Annotated in this window: 9 protein-coding genes; 6 read left to right on the plus strand and 3 right to left on the minus strand. The window is 71.7% G+C overall.

Translation table 11 applies throughout. The annotated features are described in order from the left end of the window. The first annotated feature begins 38 nt into the window (after positions 1-38). The 6 genes from ACLQ2N_RS05135 (at position 39) to ACLQ2N_RS05160 (ending at position 17043) form a co-directional block, all read left to right on the plus strand. Positions 39-2927: an AAWKG family protein gene (locus ACLQ2N_RS05135; protein WP_425809474.1), complete on the plus strand. Its 2889-nt coding sequence runs from the start codon at positions 39-41 to the stop codon at positions 2925-2927. Positions 2928-2931: 4 nt separating this feature from the next. After that, a complete protein-coding gene (locus ACLQ2N_RS05140) occupies positions 2932-3468 on the plus strand; it encodes a YbaB/EbfC family nucleoid-associated protein (protein ID WP_425809476.1) in 537 nt (178 codons plus the stop codon). Next, positions 3465-3782 carry a hypothetical protein gene (locus tag ACLQ2N_RS05145; protein WP_425809478.1) on the plus strand — a complete coding sequence of 106 codons (318 nt, stop codon included), beginning with the start codon at positions 3465-3467 and terminating at the stop codon, positions 3780-3782. The genes ACLQ2N_RS05140 and ACLQ2N_RS05145 overlap by 4 nt, the downstream gene beginning before the upstream one ends. A 3-nt stretch (positions 3783-3785) precedes the next feature. Continuing rightward, positions 3786-12734, plus strand: a complete 8949-nt coding sequence (locus tag ACLQ2N_RS05150) for a hypothetical protein (RefSeq protein WP_425809480.1) — start codon at positions 3786-3788, stop codon at positions 12732-12734. A 93-nt stretch (positions 12735-12827) separates the two neighbouring features. Beyond that, positions 12828-15647: a hypothetical protein gene (locus ACLQ2N_RS05155; RefSeq protein WP_425809482.1), complete on the plus strand. Its 2820-nt coding sequence runs from the start codon at positions 12828-12830 to the stop codon at positions 15645-15647. A 49-nt stretch (positions 15648-15696) separates the two neighbouring features. Next, positions 15697-17043 (plus strand): hypothetical protein, encoded by a 1347-nt coding sequence (locus ACLQ2N_RS05160; RefSeq protein WP_425809484.1) that lies wholly within the window; start codon positions 15697-15699, stop codon positions 17041-17043. A 49-nt stretch (positions 17044-17092) separates the two neighbouring features. On the opposite strand, the gene ACLQ2N_RS05165 is transcribed toward ACLQ2N_RS05160, so the two are convergent. The 3 genes from ACLQ2N_RS05165 to hydA all read right to left on the minus strand — a co-directional run bounded on the left by ACLQ2N_RS05165 (position 17093) and on the right by hydA (position 21148). Continuing rightward, a complete protein-coding gene (locus tag ACLQ2N_RS05165) occupies positions 17093-18622 on the minus strand; it encodes an NCS1 family nucleobase:cation symporter-1 (protein ID WP_425809486.1) in 1530 nt (509 codons plus the stop codon). Positions 18623-18719: 97 nt separating this feature from the next. Next, positions 18720-19736, minus strand: a complete 1017-nt coding sequence (locus ACLQ2N_RS05170) for a TIGR03842 family LLM class F420-dependent oxidoreductase (protein WP_425809488.1) — start codon at positions 19734-19736, stop codon at positions 18720-18722. Between the two features lie 11 nt (positions 19737-19747). After that, positions 19748-21148, minus strand: coding sequence for a dihydropyrimidinase (gene hydA / locus ACLQ2N_RS05175; protein ID WP_425809490.1), 1401 nt, complete (start codon positions 21146-21148; stop codon positions 19748-19750). Positions 21149-21209 lie beyond the last annotated feature (61 nt).

Below are 21209 nucleotides of genomic sequence, written 5' to 3' on the forward strand. Positions count from 1 at the left end.
TCCCGCGCCGACCCGACCGAGGGAGAAACGAACCGCTCATGGCCGCCGACTCACGCTGGGAATCCGTCGTCAAGCAACTGACCGGCTTCGACGGAGGAACCCGGGTCAACGTGGCGGCCGTGGGCGGTGCGGACGCCGCCGCGGGCGACGGCAGCGAGTGGATGCTCATCGGCATCTCGCACAGCGACGGGGCCCGCGAGACCACACCGGACCTGGAGTCGCCGGGCGCGAAGCTGGGCCGGACGCTGAAGTTCTACGGTCCGCCGGCCAGCAGCTCGAACAACGTCCAGGTGTACACGGTCCAACTGAACCTGCCCTGGTCCTCGTCCAGCGGCGCCGACTGGAGCGACACGGGGAACGCGGGTGCCTACGACTGGGGGTACGGCCAGGCGCTGCGGATGCTGAGGGACGAGCACCGCACGGCCGGGTTCGGGGCCGAGTACCCGCACACCAAGGCGGTGGCCGACGAGGACTCGGTGGACCTGCGGACCTTTCCTGCCACGGCAAGGGCCTTCGACCGGGTCACGGCGTACTTCCGCGGCCGGTCGCCGGTGCTGGAGCAGTGGGTGAAGGACCTGGACGGGGAGTACGCGGCCTACCGGGGCAGCGGTGCCGATGTCTTCCGGGACCTCATCGACGCGCTCGGCACGGGCTACAAGGACCTGCTGAGCGATCTCTCGTCGGCCGGCGGGAGCACCGTCTCGGTCAGCGATCCGTCGTACCGGCCGGACTCCGTCGTGAGCGACCGGATCCTGGAGGCCGAACTGGCGGTCCACAACGCCGCGTCCACGCTGTGTGTCGCCTGGGACTCCTGGGTGGCGACCGGGCTGTGGCTGGGGACCGCCCACCTCGACAAACTCCTCGACGAGGTGGCGCTCTGGCTCAACGAGAACAACATCCGCCGTATGCAGCAGAACGGCGCGGGCGCCTCGCAGGCGGGCGCCGGCTTCCTCACCACGCACCCGGTCTACGGCGACCTGACCAAGGAGGAGAGCTGGAAGGCCCTGTCCCGGGCCGCCTGCTCCGCCTGGACGGCCACCCTGTCCGCGCTGGACACCGCGGCGCAACGGGCGATGCTGGACCTCAACCAGGCCATGATGGTGCCCGGTACCTCCACCGGCTTCACCTTCACCCCGGGCATCGCCACCCTCGCCGAGGCCAACGCGTCGGACGAGGCCGCCAAGGCCAAGGAGGACGCCCAGAAACAGATGGACGACCTGGCCAAGGGCGGTCCCGGGACGAGTGAACCCGGGCTGGGCGACGACGGCGACACATCGAACCCGTTCGCGACCGGCGACGAGGAGTCCGCCACCGGGCCGGGCGGCGACGGGACCACGAGCGCGATACCCCCGCTCGGCCCGAACGGCACGGGAGACGGCAGCTCGTTCGGGCTCGATGGGGCCACCTCCACGAACCCGGACGGTTCCCTCACCACGGCAAACCCGGACGGTTCCCGGACCACCGCCAACCCCGACGGTTCCCTCACCACCACGAACCCCGACGGCTCGCACACCACCACCTTCCCGGACGGCCACCAGGAGACCACTCCGGCGGGCGTCCTCCCGCCGGCCCTCGGCCTCAACGGGACGGGCGCGCCCGGCCTCGGGAGCACGACGGCCAGGACGGTGAAGGGCCCCGGCGGCAGCACGACCACGTACAACCCGGACGGCTCGCGCACCGTCGCGCACAAGGACGGCACGACCACCACGGTCCGGCCGGACGGCTCCATGGTCACGGACAACCCCGACGGTTCCAGGACCGTCCTGAACAAGGACGGCAGCGAGACCGTCACCTACCAGGACGGCACGAAGACCACGATCGGGACGGACGGCTCCACGCTCACCCGCTACGCCGACGGGTCTTCGGCGAAGCTGTCCCCCGACGGCACCGTCACCACCACCGACCCCCAGGGCCACAGCACCGTCAGTCACCCCCGGCCGGGCGCGGCCACGCACAACCCGGACGGCTCCACCACCGCGTACGGCGAGGACGGCACCACGACGACCACGCACGCCGACGGGACGAAGACCACCGTCGCGTCGAACGGCACCGTCACGACCGTCGACCCGGACGGCACGAAGACCGTCTCCCACCTGGGCAAGGGCACGTCCACCGTCCAGTACGCGGACGGATCGGTCGCCCGGATCGGCGCGGACGGCACCGTCTCGACGACGTACAAGGACGGCAGCACCACCAAGCTGGGCCCCGACGGTACGTACACCGCCACCGACGCCGACGGCCACCGGACCATCGAGCAGCTGAATCCCACCGGCGGCACGGGCTCGCTGACCACGCACCACGCGGACGGGTCGGCCACGACCACGTACCCCGACGGGACGGTCGACACGACGCTGAAGGACGGCGGCCACCGGATCAGCTACCCGGACGGACGGACGGTCACCACCGACGCGTACGGGCGCACCACCGGCACCGTCCCGGAGCTCGGCACGAACGGCTCCGCAGACGGGTGGGGCGACTACGACTACTACGACTACCCGGACGGCGCGGCCTCCGACTCGCTCGGGGACGGCGGATACGGGCCCGCCGTGAACGGCGACGGCGCGGCGGGCGGACCGCTGCCCCCGCTGGGGCTGAACCCGCTGGGCGGGCAGGGGCTCACCGCGGGCACCACGGCCGCGGCGGGCGCGGGGGCGCTGGGCGAGCGCACCCGGTCGCTGGCCGTGGGCGACGCCGCGTCGGCGCGCGGGGCCCGGTCGGCCCAGCTCGCGGCGGAGGAGGCGGCCGCGATGCGCCGGCCCGCCACCACCAGCTCGGGCACCCCGATGATGCCCCCGATGGGCGGCATGGGCGGCGGCGCGGGCACCGGCACCCAGAGCGCCGAGCGGGAGCGATCGACCTGGGTGAGCGAGGACGAGGAGACCTGGGGCACCGACGAGGGCGGCGTGTCGGCGGTGATCGGACGATGACGGCGTGCGCACGCCCGAAGAGAACGGCGGTAACACCATGAGCAATCCCATCGAGGAGCGGCTGGCCCAGGCGCTGGCGGAGTTCGAGGAGACCCGTGCCCAGCTGCGGAATGCGGGCGCGGCGGCGGCGCGGATATCGGCGACGGTGATGTCGAAGGACCGCACGGTGGAGGCCACCGTGGGGGCGCAGGGCCAGCTGACGAACCTCCGTTTTCCCGGCACCCGTTACCGGACGCTGCCGCCGGCCCAGCTGGCGAGCGTCCTGATGACCACCATCGCCACCGCGCGTACGCAGGCGGCGGAACAACTGGCCGACGTGTACCGCCCGTTCGGCCCACTGCCGGGGATGGCGCCGACGGACGAGGGCGGTTTCCAGGAGCTGGACTGGGACGAGCTGTTCGCCCCGATGCGCGAGGCGGGGCTGCCGACGCCACCGGTCAAGGCGCCGACGGCTTCCTCCGGCGCGCTGCTGGACGAGCTGGTCGAGGACGAGGACGAGCCCGCCGGCGGCGGCCCGCGCGAAGGGGCGGCCGGCCGGTGACTCTCGACGTCGACACGCAGAAGCTGGGCCGGAGCGGCGAGGACATGGCCGATGTGGCGGAGAAGATCAAGCTGCTCCGCGACGACTACCTGGACAAGATCACCTCATACCACGGCTGCTGGGGGGACGGGGAGTTCGGCGAGAAGTTCGGTGAGAAGTACCTCCAGGGCGTCGATTCCGCCCGGACTGGGGTACGGGAGCTGGCCGACGCGCTCTCCGGCAGTTCGCAGAGCCTGAAGGACGCGGCCAAGGACTTCGGTGCGCAGCAGCAGCACATCGCCGACACGCTGAACCTGCACACCGGAAGGCGCTGACCGGTGTCCTTGGAGTTCCCGCCCGAATGCGCCTGGCTGTTCGCCGCCCTGACCGGTGAGAAGCCGCCGAACGGCGACGAGGACAGGATGTTCGAGCTGGCCGAGGTCCACAAGGACCTGCACGGCAAGCTGTCGAACGACTTCAAGCAGCAGATCGCCGAAGCTCTCGGATTCACCAGGCAGAGCTTCGACGGGGACGCCGCCGCGACGTACCAGGCGGCCATGAAGAGCTTCATCGGCGAGGAGGGGCTCAGCTACTTCGACGCGGTCGCGGACCAGGCGAAGCTGCTGGGCGAGTTCACCCGCGAGGGTGCGACGCAGCTCCAGTACACGAAGTACATGATCATCGCCCAGCTGGTGGAACTCCTGCTGGAGGCGGTCGTCGCGGCGGCGCTGGCGTTCTTCTTCGGAGCGTCGATCCAGGCGTACCTGGCGAAGGTGGCCATCGTCCGCTTCCTGATCCGCTCGTGGCTGGGACGGCTCCTGCTGTCCGTCCTCATGCACGAGGTGATCAACGTGGGCATGGGGGTCGCCATGGACCTCCTCGTCCAGTGGACGCAGTTCAACCAGGGCACCCGGGACACGTACGACGGCACGCTCACGAAGGGCGCGGCGCTCTCCGGGGCGGTCCAGGGGCTGATGGCCGGCCCCTTCCAGTTCCTGGGCAGCAAGTTCGGCAAGGGCCTCGCGAGAATCTTCGGCAAGGACGGCGGCCGGGCCCTCGGCAAGGAGCTCGACAAGGTGCTCCCGCCCCCGCCGGTGCACGGGCCGAAGGGGCCGCCCGGGGTGGGTTCCAAGCCGCCTGAGACCTTCGGGGGCGACCTCGCCAAGAACTTCGCCGACCATCTGCCGCAGACGGCGGGGCCGCGGGCCAAGGCGGCCGGGGACGCGTTCGTGACCGCCGTCGGCGATACGTTCGAGAAGCACCTCGGCGGCAACGCGGCGCGGGACGCAGGCCGGTCCTGGGCGACGGCACTGCTCACGCACACCGGGAAGCCGGACCTCCCGCAGGCCCTGAGCAGGGCCCTGACGCCGCTGGGCAAGGAGGCGGGCGGCCCGCTGGGGAAGGTGCTGAGCCAGGGCGCGGCGGATGTCCTCGGCAGGAACGTCCTGCAGTCGATGGCGGGCGCCGCCGGGCACGGCCTGGGCAAGGGGGTGTTCGAGGGCGCGCACGCGGCCGTCTCCGAGGGCACGTACAACCTGATCTTCAGCGACGAGCACACGTTCAAGACGTCCGGGCTGACCTTCGGCTCGGGCATGGTCGAGGGCCGGATCGGGCATCTGCTGGAGACCCGGGGGGAGCACTTCGGCGCGGACCTGCGCAACTCGGCCCTGGACGCGGGGCTGAAGCTGCCGGGCCATGGTGCGCAGTCTCCGGGCGGACCGTCCGACGCGGGTAGGGGTTCCGGTACGGGCATCAGCACGGAGAGCACGGAAGGCAACGGCGTTTCCGGGGCCGCCCCCGCGACCGTCCCGGTCGACGACACGGCGTTCGACCCGCTCGACCTGACCGAACTGACGTTGGACGACGAGGACACCGCAGCCGGGGACGACGACGGCACGCCTCTCGTCTCCCACCCGCGGCAGGTGCCGAACGGTCTTCCGACCGCGACGCCGGTCCCGTCCACGACTCCGACGCCGTCCACGCCGGTCTCGTCCACGTCCACACCGACGCCGGCGCCGACGCACACACCGACGCAGGCCACCTCCACGAACACGACGACGCCCACTCCTCCTTCGAAGGTCCCGGGAAACCCGCCCGTCACCTCTTCCACGGTCGGAAAGGCGCCGGAGAACCAGGAAAGGATCAACACCACCAGCACACCGTTGAAGGATGTTCAACGGGCCGAAAACGAAAGCGGGGACGCGAAGCAGCAGGTCAAGCCCCAGGTGGTTTCGCAGAACGACACCGACCGGTCCTCCGCGATGAAGCATCTCGCCGTGTCGGACGACGACACGGAGGCGGAGTCCGTCGAGAGCAACGGATCCGGGTGGGACAACAGCAAGGCCCCGTCCAGCCAACCTCCCACGTCCTCGTCGTCGTACATGAGCATCACGATCGACGAACCTCCGATCGGCAACGCGAGCAACACCGCGGACACGACCGCAAGCAACGCCACGGACACGGACTACACGCCGCACGACACCGCAGACAACGCTACGGACACGGACAACACCGCGAACAACACCACGGACAACATCGTTCCGCTGCCGGTCGAGCTCTCCGACGAGGTGGCGAACTTCGGCACCCAGCAGAGCGAGGGCATCAGCGGCGTGCACCTGGAGCCGATCACGAACGAGGTGGCCGCGAACCTCCAGCGGGAGACCCTGGACCGGCTGGTGGAGATCGCCGGCCCCCTCGACCACCAGCAGCGCGCCGAAGCCACCACCCAACTGGCCTCCCTGCTCGCGCCGCAGGCACTTCATGACAACCGGGTGATGCTGTTCAGCCAGGACGGTCACACGATCACCGTGACGGTCAACGACAAACCCCACACGCTCGACGTTCAGCTCCAGCTGACCCGGCCCAGGCCCTCCGCGCTCCACGGGGCCGGAGACCGGCAGCCGCCGCACAACAACGAGCAGCGCCAGGCGGCGGCATTCGACACGACCTCGTCGGCGTCGGCCACCGCCGTGCGCACCGTGTCCGTGGCGTTCTCGCACTTCTTCGACAAGGTCGCGTCCTGGTTCACCGGCGGAACCGTCGCGTTCAACCTGAACGCCACCTACCAGCAGACGAGCCTGACGTCGACGGTCAGCAGCGCCGTCAACTCAACGAGCCTGATGCGCAGCACGGAGCCGTCCAGCCCATTCGACTACACGGTGCTGGGACAGGCGCGGGCGTCTTCCGCGGAACCGTTCCAGCAGATCGACCACCACGCCTCTGCCGCGCACGAGCTGGGCACGGTGACTGCGTGGTTCCCCGAGCACCTGGCGAAGCCCGGCTACGGGACGGAGGACGGCAACGTCTTCACCACACCCCAGGCCCTGGCAGAACATCTGGCCGCCTCCCCGCTGTGGGTCATGGACTCCATGGCCGATCCGGGAAGCCTGTTGCGCGAAGTACGCAAACGGTACGGGATCCAGCTCGGGATGCTCGACCCGAAGTCGTTGCTCACGGTGGAGAAGTACTTCGGTGCGGAGCATTTGCTCGGGGCTCTGCCGCTCCAGTACGAGAGCGGCGTACCCGGTGGCTCCGTCGGGACCCTCTCACCGATCCTGCTCGACAAGGACGGCAACACCCTCGGCCTGTTCAAGGTCACCGCCGACGTCGCGGGCCGTGAGGGCAAGGACATCCAGGTCGGCACGCAGTACAGCCTGGAACGCTTTCTGGAGCGCCAGTTGAAGGCCGACTCGCTGACGAAGATCTCGCAGTCGCTCGGGGGCGATGTCGGCGGCGGCCCGAACGCGAGCAGCCGGCCCGCAGACGCGGACAAGGACTTCCGCGACTTCAACTTCGGTCTCTCGGGACTCATCAAGGTCGGCGGCAGCCTGCAGGGCGACCGGTCGTTCGGCGCCGGCGCCACGCACAGCGTGACACACAACATCCGCACGAACGGCGGGCATGTCCTGACCCACGCGGACGTGACCTACAAGGTCGAGTTCATCCCGGCCGACGGCACGCGGAGCACGCCCTACTCGGTGCCCGCCACGCCGGTCCGGATCAGGACACTGAGCCCGGAGGCCGCGAGCGGCATCAAGCCCGAACAAGGCGAGGAGAAGGAGGCACCCCCCGAGGTGGCTCAACTGGATGCGATCGGCCTCACCACGACTCCGCTCGCGGTGGGCGGGGAGGGCGTCGGCACCGTATTCAGACAGACCCGCGACTGGCTCCGCGACCACGGCTACCTGCCGCTCCCCGGCGAGCAGAACGGTATCGCGAGCGAGTCTCTGGTGAAGGCCCGGCTGGAGAACCTACGCAGACTGTCCATGCTGGAGTCCCAGTACGGCATGCTCGGCATGATGGACGAGCTGGTCGACGGCGGCTCCGCACAGCACTTCACCAAGCCCCTGCTCGGCGGAGGCGTGGAACGGGTCCGTCTGAACTTCTCGTTCGAACGCGACACGCGCGAAGGCTCGGCCCTTCTCCACCTCACGTCGCTGAGCGGCGTGCACATGCCCAGCATCAGCACCATGTCCGTGCCCGGCACGAACCAGAAATCGTCCGGCTCCACCGTCACCGTCGGGGGCAACGCGCAGCTGGGCAACCTGTCGGTCGATGACGTCAGCGGCGCATTCGCCGGGGACTACAAGTACACGTCGCAGACGACCGAAACCTCGGCAGCGGGCGCCGCGCTCTCCCAGTCGCAGTTCATGCTGACGAGCAACCAGAAGACCGAGGTGTTCCGCGTCCCGGCCGTGTTCGCGGTCGACATCATCGAGGAATCCGGGCCGGTGTCCACAGGCCCGTTCACCTCGGCCGGTCAGGACGTACACGTGGACCTCGCCGTACCGGAGGACCGCACGTCCAAGGAGTACACGGGGTACAAGGAGGCTCAGCTCCAGCGCGAGGGCACCGCGCTTCCCCTTGAGGAGAATACCTTCCTGCTGCCGGACAGCTCCCTCGTCGACGTCGTCCGGGGCAGCAAGCAGCTGTACCAGGCCGTGGACGCGATCCTGGCGGAAGCAGCGACGCTGGACACGATCGAGGAGTCCGCGAACTCGGAGGACACGGAGACGCCGGACGGGGGGAACGGATCCATGCCCGGCACGTTCCCGGCGGAAGAGATCGAGCTGGACGACCTGGCCGAACAAGGCAGGGCGCCTGCCCCGACAGCCACGCCGACCCCACCCGCGTCGACCTGGTACTCCACCGCCGCCGGCACTGCCAGGTTCGCCCTCGATGCCCTCCTGTACCTGGGCACGGTGGTCCAGCGGTCCGTGTCCGGCGGCGACCGCTCCGACAGGACGATCCTGCTGCACGAGGCCCTGCACGCGCAGCTCACCCCCGCCGCCCTGCTGTCGCGGGCGCACCAATTGGTGAAGGGGGTGTTCGTCATCGACGACCTGTTCGTACCCGGGGCGACTGCGGGCACCGACCTGGTCGTCGAGGTACGGGCGTTCCTCACGAACCCGAAGGACCTCGGCACGGTCACGCAGTACGGCGAGACGGACATCGGTGTCACGGACAACGCGTCGCACCAGGTGACGAAATCGACGTCGCACGATTTCCAGGGGGGCGTCAACATCAAGACCGGCCGGAGCCGTGAGGAGGTGGAGCAGCACGCGACCCCACCGACGACGGCGGTGAACATCCCGGCCAAGGTGTACACCCGTGGGACGGGGACGGGCACGTCGGTCACGACGTCGGCCTCGACGAACATCACCCGGGTGCCCTCCGAAAGCGGCGAACAGCACCGGATCAGCGCGGACATCACGTACGAGATCACCGTCCGCCGGGGCCACCGGCGGTTCTCGCGCCTGAGCACGACGGCGGACTCCCTCACCCGCACCGTGCACGTGCCCGGGGGCATCACCTTCCTCGCCACCGACGCCCAGCTCAACCGCGGCGGCACGATGCTGGCGTCGTTCGCGGGCACGCAGAACGGCACGACCGACACCGCGACGGCCAAACTGCCGTACCACTTCGTCAAACACGGCGCCCTCGGTCTCGCCGCTGTGCTGGAGGCGACGCCCCTGGACAAAGCGCTCCCGGCCCCGGGCACCGAGAACACCCCGACCTCACAGAACTCGCACGATTCCACTCCGACCACACCGGCCCCACAGATCTCGCAGGAATCCACTCCGGCCACACCGGCCACGAACGAGGATCCCCGGCGCCCCCATCGCCTGCGCCAGGAGCTCACCGATCTCGTCAAGCGCAAGGCCCCGGGCAGTCTCACCCCCGGCCACCGCAACTACGTGCCCGGCCTGGCCCAGCGCATCGCCGACTACACCTCGTCCACCGCGCTCGCCTCGCTACCCGGCCGGGGCGCGGACGGGCAGCTCACCTTCACCTTCCCGTACACGGACGGGTTCGTCACGCGCAGCGTCACGGTCCGGGTGCACGGGAAACCGGCCTGGAACGCGGAGCAGCTGCAGCTCGTACGCGGCCGTCGGGCGAACGCCGGAGCGGGTGTCGAGAACTACTCCGCGCACGCACCCGGGAACGTCACGAAGAGCACCAGTCGCACCCTCCAACGCGGATTCAACCTGCCACTCAGCTTCAGGCGCGTTCTGCCCTCCCCCGGACGCATCAACGTCACCCCGGCGTTCAGCGGCTCGACCAACCGCACGAACACCGTCAGCACATCCGTCACGGCCGAGGACAGGGTGTGGCAGCGCGTCGAAGGGGGAAACGAGTTCACCCTCGGGTACGTCTTCGGCGCCGACCTCCACTTCGAGGGCGACGATCCCCTGGACCGCACGTCCACGGAAGACGTTCCCGGACGTGTCGTCCTGCGGTTCTCCGGTGACCACGACGAGCAGCAGGAATCCCCGCCGACAGCGAACGTGGCCTATGGGTCCACCAAGACCAACCCCTTGCTCACCGCGCCGTTCAACACATCGACGCCCCTGCGGCCGACCGGGACGGAAGTCGCGTACGCGCTGGACAACCAGCGCGCTCTCCTGGAAGCCGTCGAGGAGCTGGCGCCCGCCCTCGCCGGCGGCTACGTCAGCTCCGGGACGTCCGGCGAGGGCGCCGCGGTCCGGCTGACCGAGCTGATCCACGGCGGGAAGATCACCCTGGACCCGGTGCGCGTCGCGGCCGGGGCGGGCGGCGCCGTCACCGGAACCGGCAAGCATCCCCAGGTCACCATGGCCACGCAGCTGTTCCATCCCCGGCTCATCGACTCCACCAAGGGCGTGACGATCGACCGGCTGCGGATCACGGGTTTCAACACGTCGGCCGCCTCCTCGACCGCCAAGAACGGCGGGCTCGGCATAGGTGTCTCCGGCACCTACGGCACCTACGACTTCGGGTTCTCCACACCCTTCGTCCGGTCCCAGTGGACGCCCGGCGGCCAGGGCGGCGGCGCTTCCGCGACCTCCCGGCACTGGGAGAAATCCGGAAAGCCAGGTCCGGTCGACGCCGGGGAGGGCCTGAGCACCCACCTGGTCGAAGTCGACACCGTGACCACGGTGACGGGCCCGGACGGGACGGTGCGGTACGTGACCGGCACCGCCGTCCTGCGCGTATCCGAACGTGATCTGCTGGGGACCGGTGTGCTCCCCGAGGCGAACCGGGGCAAGGGCGTCTTCGACCTGTCCGCCCCGGACGTCCAGAACCTCACGCCCGCCGAGATCGCATCCCGGATCATCGCCGCCGAGGGCGAACTGCCGCCGGGGGCAGTGCCGCAACTGTGGCGGGATCTGGGGACGAACCCCACACCGGAAGCGCGCCTCGAAGCCCTGCACCGCGCGCAGGTCATCGCGCGGGAGAGCGCGCGCACGGTGGAACTCGCTCTGCGCGACCAGGACGGCACCCGTATGTGGGCCCTCCGGCCGGAGGAGTCCCCGTTCCCCGACGTGGCGGCGGGGCGCACCCAGCTGGACGAGGCGCGCCAACGGCTGGCGCAGTTCGAGGAGGCGCGCGACCGGCGCGAACCGGACCCCGACCCGGAGGAGGCAGTGCGTCGGGCCGAGGCGCGGCGTGACGCCGCTGAAGGTGCCGTGCGCGAAGCGCAGCTGGCGTACGAAAAATGGCACCAGGCCGTGGCCGGTTACGAGACGACCGAGGAGGATGCGAGGAGCGCCCTGAAAGAGGCGGAGGACCTGCTCCAGACCCTCCGCCACCGCCCTGCCGAGGCCACGGCCACCCCGGCTGAGTCCGTCCTGGGCAAGAGGATGGCGCAGCTGAGGAACCAGGTCAGGGCCCACGAGCAACTGCGCGATGCCGAAATGCGGTGGGAGCGGGCCGAAGACACCCGAGACAACGTACGCAGCGAGGAGGCCACCGCCCGTCTGGACGTGCTGCGGTACCAGGCGCAGCAGGCGGTCGAGCAGGCCGAAGCCCGGTACGCGGAGCAGCTCGCGTTCGCCTCGCACCTCGCGCGGGCCCACCTCGCCGGCGGCACTCCGGTCCCGGGCATCCCGGTGCCCCCGGTGACGGACCCGACCGCCCAGTCACTCGCGTCCCTCACCCCCGAGTGGCCCGCACCGAAAACCCCCGTGACCGGCACGACGCCGCCGGGGAACGGGAACAGGAGCAGGACCGGCCCGACGCGCGAGCCGGGACAGCGGACGCGGAATCCCGTGCCGACGCACGAGGTGAGGCAGTTCGACAAGGACGCCACGACGGCCGCCGTGCACACCGAGCGCTTCGACCCGAAACAGGACCAGAGCCGGCGGCAGGCCGGCCGCCTCAACGGCTCCATGACACTGATCCGCAACCATGTGCGCCGGATGCGGATGCCGGACGGCCGGACGGTGCGCCAGTTCTTCGTCGCGCTCCCCATGCGGCTCACCGACGGGCTGAGCCCGCAGGACCTGGCCGCCTTCCAGGACCGTGTCCAGTCGGCCCTGGACACCATCGTCAACTCGGGCTACACCCTGCCCGAATCGGGCGACCAACTGCATGTGACAGCCGAGTTCGTGGAGTACGCCACGCACAGCGAGGCAGTGACGCTGTCCCGGGCGGACGGCACCCCGAACCGCGCCGACCAGCGCACCTGGGACGTGGGGCACAGCGACGCGGAGCTCGTCCACGAGATCCTGCACTACCTCGGTCTCGCCGACGAGTACTCCGACGCCGGGGAGAAGCCCGAGGACCGCCACCTCTTCCGGCGCGACGAGTCAGCGAGCGCGGTGCATGACGAAGGACTCATGGTGAACACCGGTCAGGAGAGCCTGGAGAACCTGCCGCTCGACTACCTCGCCCTCATCGAGCGCATCAGCTGGAACGCGAACATTCCGACGCACGACGTGGCAGTGAAGCCGCCCCCGCCGGGACTCTCCGATCTCACGGTGGCGATTCTCGCCGGCAAAGGCAGCACCGGCGGTTCTTCGTGATCCGGCGAAGCATAAGGTCGACGACGCATCGAGCAGGATCAGTGAGGGAGAGTCAGTGCAGCACAGCGGCTTCATCCGTCGGAACGGCGCCCGATGAGCGGCTTGGCCGCGCGGCTGCCGAGATGGCGCAGACGGCCCACGGCGGCGGCACCCGCCCCCTCCGGCACCGGCCTGCCCGCCCCTGACGGCCCGCACACGGTGGTCGAGGAGTTCGGCACGGATACCGGCACGGGGAGCGCGGCCGGATTCCTGCTGCGCTCCTCCGCCGACCGCCGTACGTCCGTGCGCGACCTGGCCCACCGCCTGCCCGTCGACCGAGACCGGCCGGTGATCGTCGTGGACGTCACGGGGGACGCGGCCCGGAACCTCGGCGAGGCGCTGGGCGGTCTGCTCGCCCGGCTCCGCGACGAGCACCGCACCGCCACGCGCCTCGTGATGTCCGGTGCCGCGGCGCCCAAGCCCGACGGCCTCCGGCCCCTCGCCCAGCGGCTGGCCGACGCGTGGCAACTGGAGATCGAGGCGCCGGACGCGGCGGCCGTCCTGGTGCCCGGCGGCGGGTTGTACGTCGCCGAGCCGCCGACTCCCGTGGGGGGCTGGTGGCGGTTCGCACCGGACACGGGGCCCGTGGCCCTGGGCGCCCACCTTCCGGCACCCCACTGGCAGCGGGCTCTGGCCCGGGTTCCGCTCGGGGACCTGGGCGGCAGCACGGCGCACCGGATACCGGCGGGCCTGCTCCTGAGCCCTGCCGGGACCGCCGTACCCGGCCCCGGCCACGCCGCGTACGCCCTCGCGGTGCACCCGGACCGGCTGACCGTGCTGGTGGGCGGCGCCGGCGCCCGGGCCGACACGGCGGACGACCTGGCCGCCCTGCTCGCCCGGCTGCCCGCCCAGCTGCGGGACCGCGTGCGGCTCGCACCGGCCGGCGGGGACGACCTGCTGCCCGTCGCCCAGCGGACGGCGGACCTGCTCGGCACGGAGGTGGAGGTCTGCACGGGCGTGCCCCTCCCCGCACCGGCCCCCTCGGCCGACGCCCCCGCCGAACGGATCGCGCTGACCGCGGCGGATGGCACCGCCGCCTGGCCCGCCCTGCTGACGGCGGTGCGCTGCGTCCCGGCCGGGCCGGACACCGCGGGCGGCGAACCGCGCCCGGTGCACTGGCTCCTGCCCGACTCCGTGGGGACCCCGGACACGGAACCGGCGGCCCGGCGCCTGGGCGCGGAGTATTACGTGGTGGCGGTGCGGGCGGGCCTGTGGGTGGGCAGCTCCGCCACGCCCCCGGCATCGGTGCGGGAACGCCCGGCCGAGGCGCGGGCGGCGCGGATCGACGTGGGCGACGCCGGCACGGGCCACGAGGAGCGGGACGCGCTCCTCGACGCGCTCGCGACCGTGGTGCCCGCACTGGACGAGCAGGTACGCGAACACGCGGAGGTCGCCGCGCCGGTGGACGCGGACCGGGCCACGGTGAACGCGCTGCGCCGCTTCGCGGTCCGCCACGGACTGGCATGCGCCGGGACACCGACGGGGGTTGGGCCGATGCCCCGGCCCGAGACGCCGAAGCCGGACGCCCCGGCCCCGGAGCCCGCCACCGCCCCGGCCCCGGACGCCGCCCGTGCCCCCGATTCCGTCGCGGACCCTGATTTCGTCGCGGCCCCCGCCTTCGTCGCGGACCCCGAGGCCCCGTCCGCCCCGTCGCACGGCCCGACCGCCGCCCCCAAGGCCCCGTCCGCCGGCCCCGAGGCCCCGACCGCCCCGCCACCCGGCCCCGAGGCCACTCCGGTACGCGAGACCGCCCGGGCCGCCGAGCCCGGCACCCAGCCCCTCTCCTCGCCCGCCCCGAACGCCGAAGGCGTCGCCACGCCCTCGACCGAGACCGGCCCGGAGCCCGAACCCGTGCCGCCCTTCGCCGCCGTGCCCGTCGCGGCGACCGCGCCGTCGGCGTCCGCACCGTTGCCCGGGCAACCCGCACCCGCCGCGGCAGCCCCCGTCCCGCCCCCCACCCGTGCCGCCCGTCCGGCCACCAGCAGCCGCCCCGGCACCGAGTCGGCCCTCGCCCCCTCGGTCGAGGAGGTCCCGGGGGCCCCGGCCACGCGGGCGGAGGTCCGGGCAACCACCGCCGGGGCCGCCCCGGTCGCCGGGACGGCCCCGCGCCCGCAGCACACCGCCGCCCCCGCCCGTGCCACGGCGACCGGGTTCAGCAGCAGCGCCCACCGGGCCGCGTTCCGCGAGCTGGCGGCCGCCGTCTGGGCGGACTGCACGGGACCGGTCGATCGGGCGCTGGCCGGGCTACCCGCTCTGCGCGGGCCCGCCGAGGAGCAGGCCCGGGTCGACCTCGTCGCCGTACACCTGTACCTGGCATCGGCGCCCGACGGGCGGTTCGGCACCCGGGCGCTCGCTGCCGAAGCGGGCCGGGAAGACGGCGAGTTGGCACCGTATGCCGCCTGCCTGAGCTCCGGACTCCGGAGGTTGCCGGCGCTCCGGGGAACGCTGATGCGCGCCGTTCCCGGACCCGGCGTTCCGGACGAGGCCGTGGTGGGTGCCGTGCTGCGGTGCGACGCCCCGCTCGACGTCGTGCACGTGGAGCACAAGGGCGCTCCGTCGCCGCCCCGGGAGCAGGTCCGCTATGTCATCCGGCCGATGACCGCCCGGCGTACGTCGATGCTGGCGGGCCCGGGCGCCGGCGGGACGGCGTTGTTCGCGGCCGGCACGGAGTTCACCGTGCTGGCCCGGCACGCGGCCGCCGGGGAGCGTCCGGCGCGCGTACTGCTGGCCGAAGTGCCCGAGGGCGCGACGCGGTTCAGGTCGCCGGCGCCCGAGGTGGTCGCCCGGCTCGACGAAGCGGCCGGCCTGATCGACGACACGTCGGGGACCGGCTGGCCCGCCCGGTGCACCGGCCCCCTCCCGCGCCGCCCCTGACCCGGCGCATCCGCCCCGCCCCCGTCCTGATCCATCTGAGAGGCACGTCATGGCAACCAGCGAGTCAGCCGCCGCCCGCGCGGTGGCCGTCCAGGCCCCGGCCGAGGAACCGGCCTCCGGGCTGTTCCCCGAGGAGCCGCCGGCCGCCGCGGAGCCCGAGGAAGCGGTCCGGACGCGGACCGCACCCGCCCCCGGGGCGGAGACCGCAGCGAAGGACGGGCCGGAGGCCGGGCAGCAGGCCGAAGCGGAACGCGAACCGGAAGCCGCATCCGAAGCCGGACCGGAAGCTGAATCGGAAGCCGGCCCGGCGCGGGCCGAATCGGAGCCGGAAGCCGAACCGCGCGCCGCTCAGGGAGCCCGGACGGAGACAGAGGAGGAGGCGACCGCCCCCGCGCGGCCGGCCACCGCCATCCCCGGCCGCCCCGGAAAGCCCTTGGTCGCCGCTGCGGTGGCCGGAGGCGTGATCCTCATCGGCGCCACCCTCCTCGTCTCCGGCCTGTCCGGGTCGGACGACGACCCCGCACCGGCCTCCGCCGCCGCCCCGGCCGGCAGCCGGATGGGTCCCGACGGCTCCGGCCCGGGTTACGTACCCGGCCGGCAGAACGCGCCGGACGACACCGCGCAGACACCGCGCACGGGCAAGGCGACAGGCTCGAAGCCGGACGCCAGGAACGGCGGCACCGCCGGGAACGGCGACACCGCGAGGAGCGGCGGTGTGCACGAGACCGGCGCCCCGCAGGAGAAGACCGCCGGCCACAGGACCGGGGAGGCGGACACGAAGGCGCGCGACACCACGGCGAAGACGCCCGCGAAGTCGGAGGCGGCGGCCGGTCAGGACAGCACCGGTAAAAAGCCGGCCGGCTCCCCCGCCGAGGACAGCGCCCGGGTGGCCCCTGTCACGTACAGCCACTTCATCGGCCCCGGCTGCGACACCCCCGGTTTCGTCACGTCCGACCGGTGGCGGGACAGTAACGAGGGCTGGCGCGGAAGCGGCGGCAGCCAGACGTCCTACGGCTGCAGCGGGTTCTACTACAGCCTTCCCATGTCCGGCAGTTCCACCAAGACGACCGACTGGGCGCAGTGGAAGTTCCCCACCGGATCGGTTACCAAGGGCTCCTGCCAGGTACGGGTGTTCATTCCGAACGTCAGGGACATCAGTTACGTGGGCGGCAGCCCCGCCCATTACACGGTGCACCGGTACTTCGAGGCGAAGTCGAGCACCGTGATCGACACCTTCGAGATCAACCAGACCGCACACCTCGGCCAGTGGGTCTACGCGGGCACCTTCCCGGTGAGCACCGGAAAGATATCGATCGTGCTCGACAACCGGGGCAGCGGCGCGAGCAACCGGCACGCCGCCGCAGCGCCGATCAAGGTGAACTGCACGGCCTCCTGACAGCACCGCCCGGGTGCGCCGGACGAACCCCGGCGCACCCGGGCGGCCTTCAGGCCCGGCGGCGACCGGTCATCGGTGCCACGTACACGAGGAGCGAGGCCGCCAGCCCCACCGCCCAGCCGTAGTCCGCGAGCGGCTTCAGGAACGGGATGACGCCGTCCGAGGGGAACGGCCCCTCCCCCGGCTTCGAGTGCGAACCGCCGATCGCGAGGACACCGCCGACCGCGAAGGCGGCGACGGCCCGCCAGTTCCAGCCACCCGTGTACCAGTAGCGCCCGCCGGGCCGGTAGAGGTCCGCGAGATCGAGCACCGTGCGGCGGACGATCCAGTAGTCGGCGATCAGGATGCCCGCGACCGTGCCGAGCAGCCCGCCGACCAGGCCGAGCCAGGTGAAGATGTACAGCTCGGGCGTCTCGGTGAGCTTCCACGGCATGATGACGACGCCGACGACCCCGGTGATCAGCGCGCCCGTACGGAAGCTGATGAACTTCGGCGCGAGGTTCGCCAGGTCGTACGCGGGTGAGACGACGTTCGCCGCGATGTTGACGGAGATGGTCGCGACCAGGACGGTCACCAGGGCGTAGAGGAGTCCGAAGACGTTGTCGGTGTGGGCGACGAGCTCGACCGGGTCCCAGACGGCTTTCCCGTAGACGGCCTGCGAGCCGGAGGTGACGAGCACCGAGAGGAGCGCGAACAGGGTCATCGTCGTCGGCAGCCCGAGCGACTGGCCCCGGATCTGGGCCCGTTGGCCCGCGCCGAAGCGGGTGAAGTCGGGGATGTTCAGGGAGAGCGTGGCCCAGAAGGCGATCATGCCCATCAGGGACGGGAAGAAGACGGGCCAGAAGTCCTTGCCCCACCCGAGCTCCGACGGCTGGTCGAGCAGGGGTCCAAAGCCTCCGGCCTTCACCGCGATCCACACCAGGAGGACCAGCGCGCCGACGATGACGAAGGGTGCCGCCCAGTTCTCGAACCGGCGCAGCGCGTCCATCCCCCGGTGGATGATGGCGAGTTCGAGCGCCCAGAAGAGGGCGAAGCACAGCCAGAGCGTCCAGGGCTGCCCTCCGATCTCGGACGCCTCGGCCCACCCGCCGAACACCTTGCCCAGCAGGGTGAAGATGCCGACGCCGCCGATCCAGGTCTGGATGCCGAACCACGCGCAGGCGACCGCCGCCCGGATGAGCGCCGGCAGGTTGGCGCCGCGCAGCCCGAACGAGGCCCGGGCCAGGACCGGGAAGGGGATGCCGTACTTGGGCCCGGCGTGGCCGGTGAGCAGCATGGGCCCGAGCACGATCAGGTTGGCGAGCGCAATGGTGAAGACGGCCTGTTTCCAGTCCATGCCGAGGGCGACGAGACCGGAGGCGAGCAGCCAGGACGGGATGTTGTGGGCCATGCCGACCCACAGGGCGGTGAAGGTGTACGTGGTCCAGACGCGCCGTGCCAGCGGGACGGGGAGCAGGTCCGCGTTGACGAAGCGGTTGTCGTCGGGGACGGCGCCGGGCGCGAGTTCGACGCGGTCGGTGCGGTCGGCCGGTATGGGTTCCGGCGAGGGGGACGGTGACGGGGGTGCGGTCGATGTCATGGCGGCTGGACCCTTCGCTCGGGGCGGTGCCGTGCGGGGCGGGCGGGGCGCGGGGGGTTGCGTACGACCGGCGTTGCGGGTGACCGGGGTGCGGCCGTCAGTCGGTGAGGGCGGGGATGACGGCGGAGCCGTAGGCGTCGATGGTGGCCTCGCGGGCGTCGTGCATGTTGTACACCGCGAACTGGTCGACGCCCAGCCCCTTGAGGTGTCTCAGCTTCTCGACATGGGCGGCGGCCGGGCCGAGCAGGCAGAAGCGGTCCACGACGGCGTCGGGGACGAATGCGGTGTCGGGGTTCCCGGCGCGTCCGTGGTGGCTGTAGTCGTAGCCCTGCCGGTCCTTGATGTACGCGGTCAGCTCGTCGGGGACCATGCCCGAGTGCTCGCCGTACCGGGCGACGAGGTCGGCGACGTGGTTGCCGACCATCCCGCCGAACCAGCGGCACTGGTCCCGGGCGTGGGCCAGCGCCTCGGGCGAGTCGTCGTCGGTGACGTAGGCGGGGGCGGCGACGCAGATGGTGACCGAGTCCGGGTCGCGGCCGGCCCCGGCCGCCGCGTCCCGTACGGCCTTGATCATCCACTCGGTGAGGTAGGGGTCCGCGAGCTGGAGGATGAAGCCGTCGGCCTTCTGCCCGGCGAGCGCGAGGGCCTTGGGGCCGTAGGCGGCCATCCAGACGGGGAGCTTGCCGTCCTTGATCCAGGGGATGCGGACCGGCTGCCCGCCGATGTCCGCCTCGCGGCCCTCGGCGAGGTCCCGGATGACGTCGATGGCCTCGCCGAGCCGGGCCAGGGTGTTGGGCGGGCGCCCGGCGACGCGCATCGCGGAATCGCCGCGCCCGATCCCGCACACGGTCCGGTTGCCGTACATGTCGTTGAGCGTGGCGAAGGTGGAGGCGGTGACCTCCCAGGTGCGGGTGCCCGGGTTGGTGACCATGGGGCCGACGGTGAGCCGCTCGGTGTGTTCCAGGATGCCGCTGTAGATGACGAACGGCTCCTGCCAGAGCACCGCCGAGTCGAAGGTCCAGCCGTAGCGGAACCCGTTGCGTTCGGCGCGGCGCATCAGGCTGATCACGGCCGATGCGGGCGGGTCCGTCTGGAGGACGAGTCCGAAGTCCATGCCCGTTGCTCCTAGTTCAGGTACTGACAGGTGGCGCGTGGGGTGTAGATGCCGTGGCCGGCGCGGCCGGTGTACGTGCGGTGGTCGATGACGACCTCGCCGCGCGAGAGCACCGTCTCGACCTGGCCGGTGAGCTGCTTCCCCTCGTACGCCGAGTAGTCGACGTTCATGTGGTGGGTCTCGGCTGACACGGTCTGCCGGGCCGCCGGGTCGTAGACGACGATGTCCGCGTCGGCGCCGGGCGCGATCGTGCCCTTCTTGGGGTAGAGGCCGAACATCCTCGCCGGGGACGCGCAGGCGATCTCGATCCAGCGGCGCCGCGAGATGTGGCCGTCCACCACGGCCTGGTGCAGCAGGTCCATGCGGTTCTCGACGCCCGGCATGCCGTTGGGGATCTTCGAGAAGTCGCCCCGGCCCCTCTCCTTCTGCCCGGAGAAGCAGAAGGGGCAGTGATCGGTGGAGGCGACCTGGAGCTCGTTGTTGCGCAGCCCGCGCCACAGCACCTCCTGGTGCTCCCGGGGCCGCAGCGGGGTGGAGCAGACGTACTTGGCGCCTTCGAAGTCCGGTTCCGCGAGGTTGTCCGTGGAGAGGAAGAGGTACTGCGGGCAGGTCTCGCCGAAGACCGGCTGCCCCTGGTGGCGGGCGGCGGCGATCTCGGCGACGGCCTCGTCCGCGGAGACGTGCACGACGTACAGCGGCGCTCCCGCGACCCGGGCGAGCTGGATCGCGCGGTGGGTGGCCTCGGCCTCCAGCGCCACCTTGCGTACGTCGCCGTGGTAGCGGGGATCGGTGCGGCCGGCGGCGAGGGCCTGCTCCACGAGGACGTCGATGGCGATGCCGTTCTCCGCGTGCATCATGATCAGGCCGCCGTTGGACTCGGCCCGCTGCATGGCGCGCAGGATCTGCCCGTCGTCGCTGTAGAAGACACCGGGGTACGCCATGAAGAGCTTGAAGGACGTGATGCCTTCGCCGACCAGGAGGTCCATCTCCTTGAGCGAGGCCTCGTTCACGTCGGCGAGGATCATGTGGAAGGCGTAGTCGATCGCGCAGTTGCCGTCCGCCTTGGCGTACCAGGCGTCGAGCCCCTCGCGCAGGGAGCGGCCGACGGACTGGATGGCGAAGTCCACGATGGTGGTGGTACCGCCCCAGGCCGCGGCGCGGGTGCCGGTCTCGAAGGTGTCGGCCGCGTAGGTGCCGCCGAACGGCATCTCCATGTGGGTGTGCGCGTCGACGCCGCCCGGGATGACGTACTTGCCGGTCGCGTCGATGGTGCGGGCGGCGGTCCAGCCGGCCGCCTCGTCGCTGTCGTGGGCGGCGAGCGCGGCGATCCGGCCGCCGTCGACGAGGACGTCCGCGTGCATCTCGTCCGACGCGGTGACGACCAGGCCGCCGCGGATGACGGTACGGCTCATGGGTACCCCTCCTCGTTGTGCTGGTGGAACGCGGGTGCGGGGTCCTTGCCCCCGCACCCGC

Source organism: Streptomyces sp. DT224 (assembly GCF_049844595.1).
GTDB lineage: Bacteria > Actinomycetota > Actinomycetes > Streptomycetales > Streptomycetaceae > Streptomyces.

Coding starts and splice junctions, on each gene's coding strand:
- ACLQ2N_RS05165 (WP_425809486.1), bottom strand. CDS start 18,622: ATGACATCGACCGCACCCCCGTCACCGTCCCCCTCGCCGGAACCCATA.
- hydA (WP_425809490.1), bottom strand. CDS start 21,148: ATGAGCCGTACCGTCATCCGCGGCGGCCTGGTCGTCACCGCGTCGGAC.
- ACLQ2N_RS05135 (WP_425809474.1), top strand. CDS start 39: ATGGCCGCCGACTCACGCTGGGAATCCGTCGTCAAGCAACTGACCGGC.
- ACLQ2N_RS05170 (WP_425809488.1), bottom strand. CDS start 19,736: ATGGACTTCGGACTCGTCCTCCAGACGGACCCGCCCGCATCGGCCGTG.
- ACLQ2N_RS05155 (WP_425809482.1), top strand. CDS start 12,828: ATGAGCGGCTTGGCCGCGCGGCTGCCGAGATGGCGCAGACGGCCCACG.
- ACLQ2N_RS05160 (WP_425809484.1), top strand. CDS start 15,697: ATGGCAACCAGCGAGTCAGCCGCCGCCCGCGCGGTGGCCGTCCAGGCC.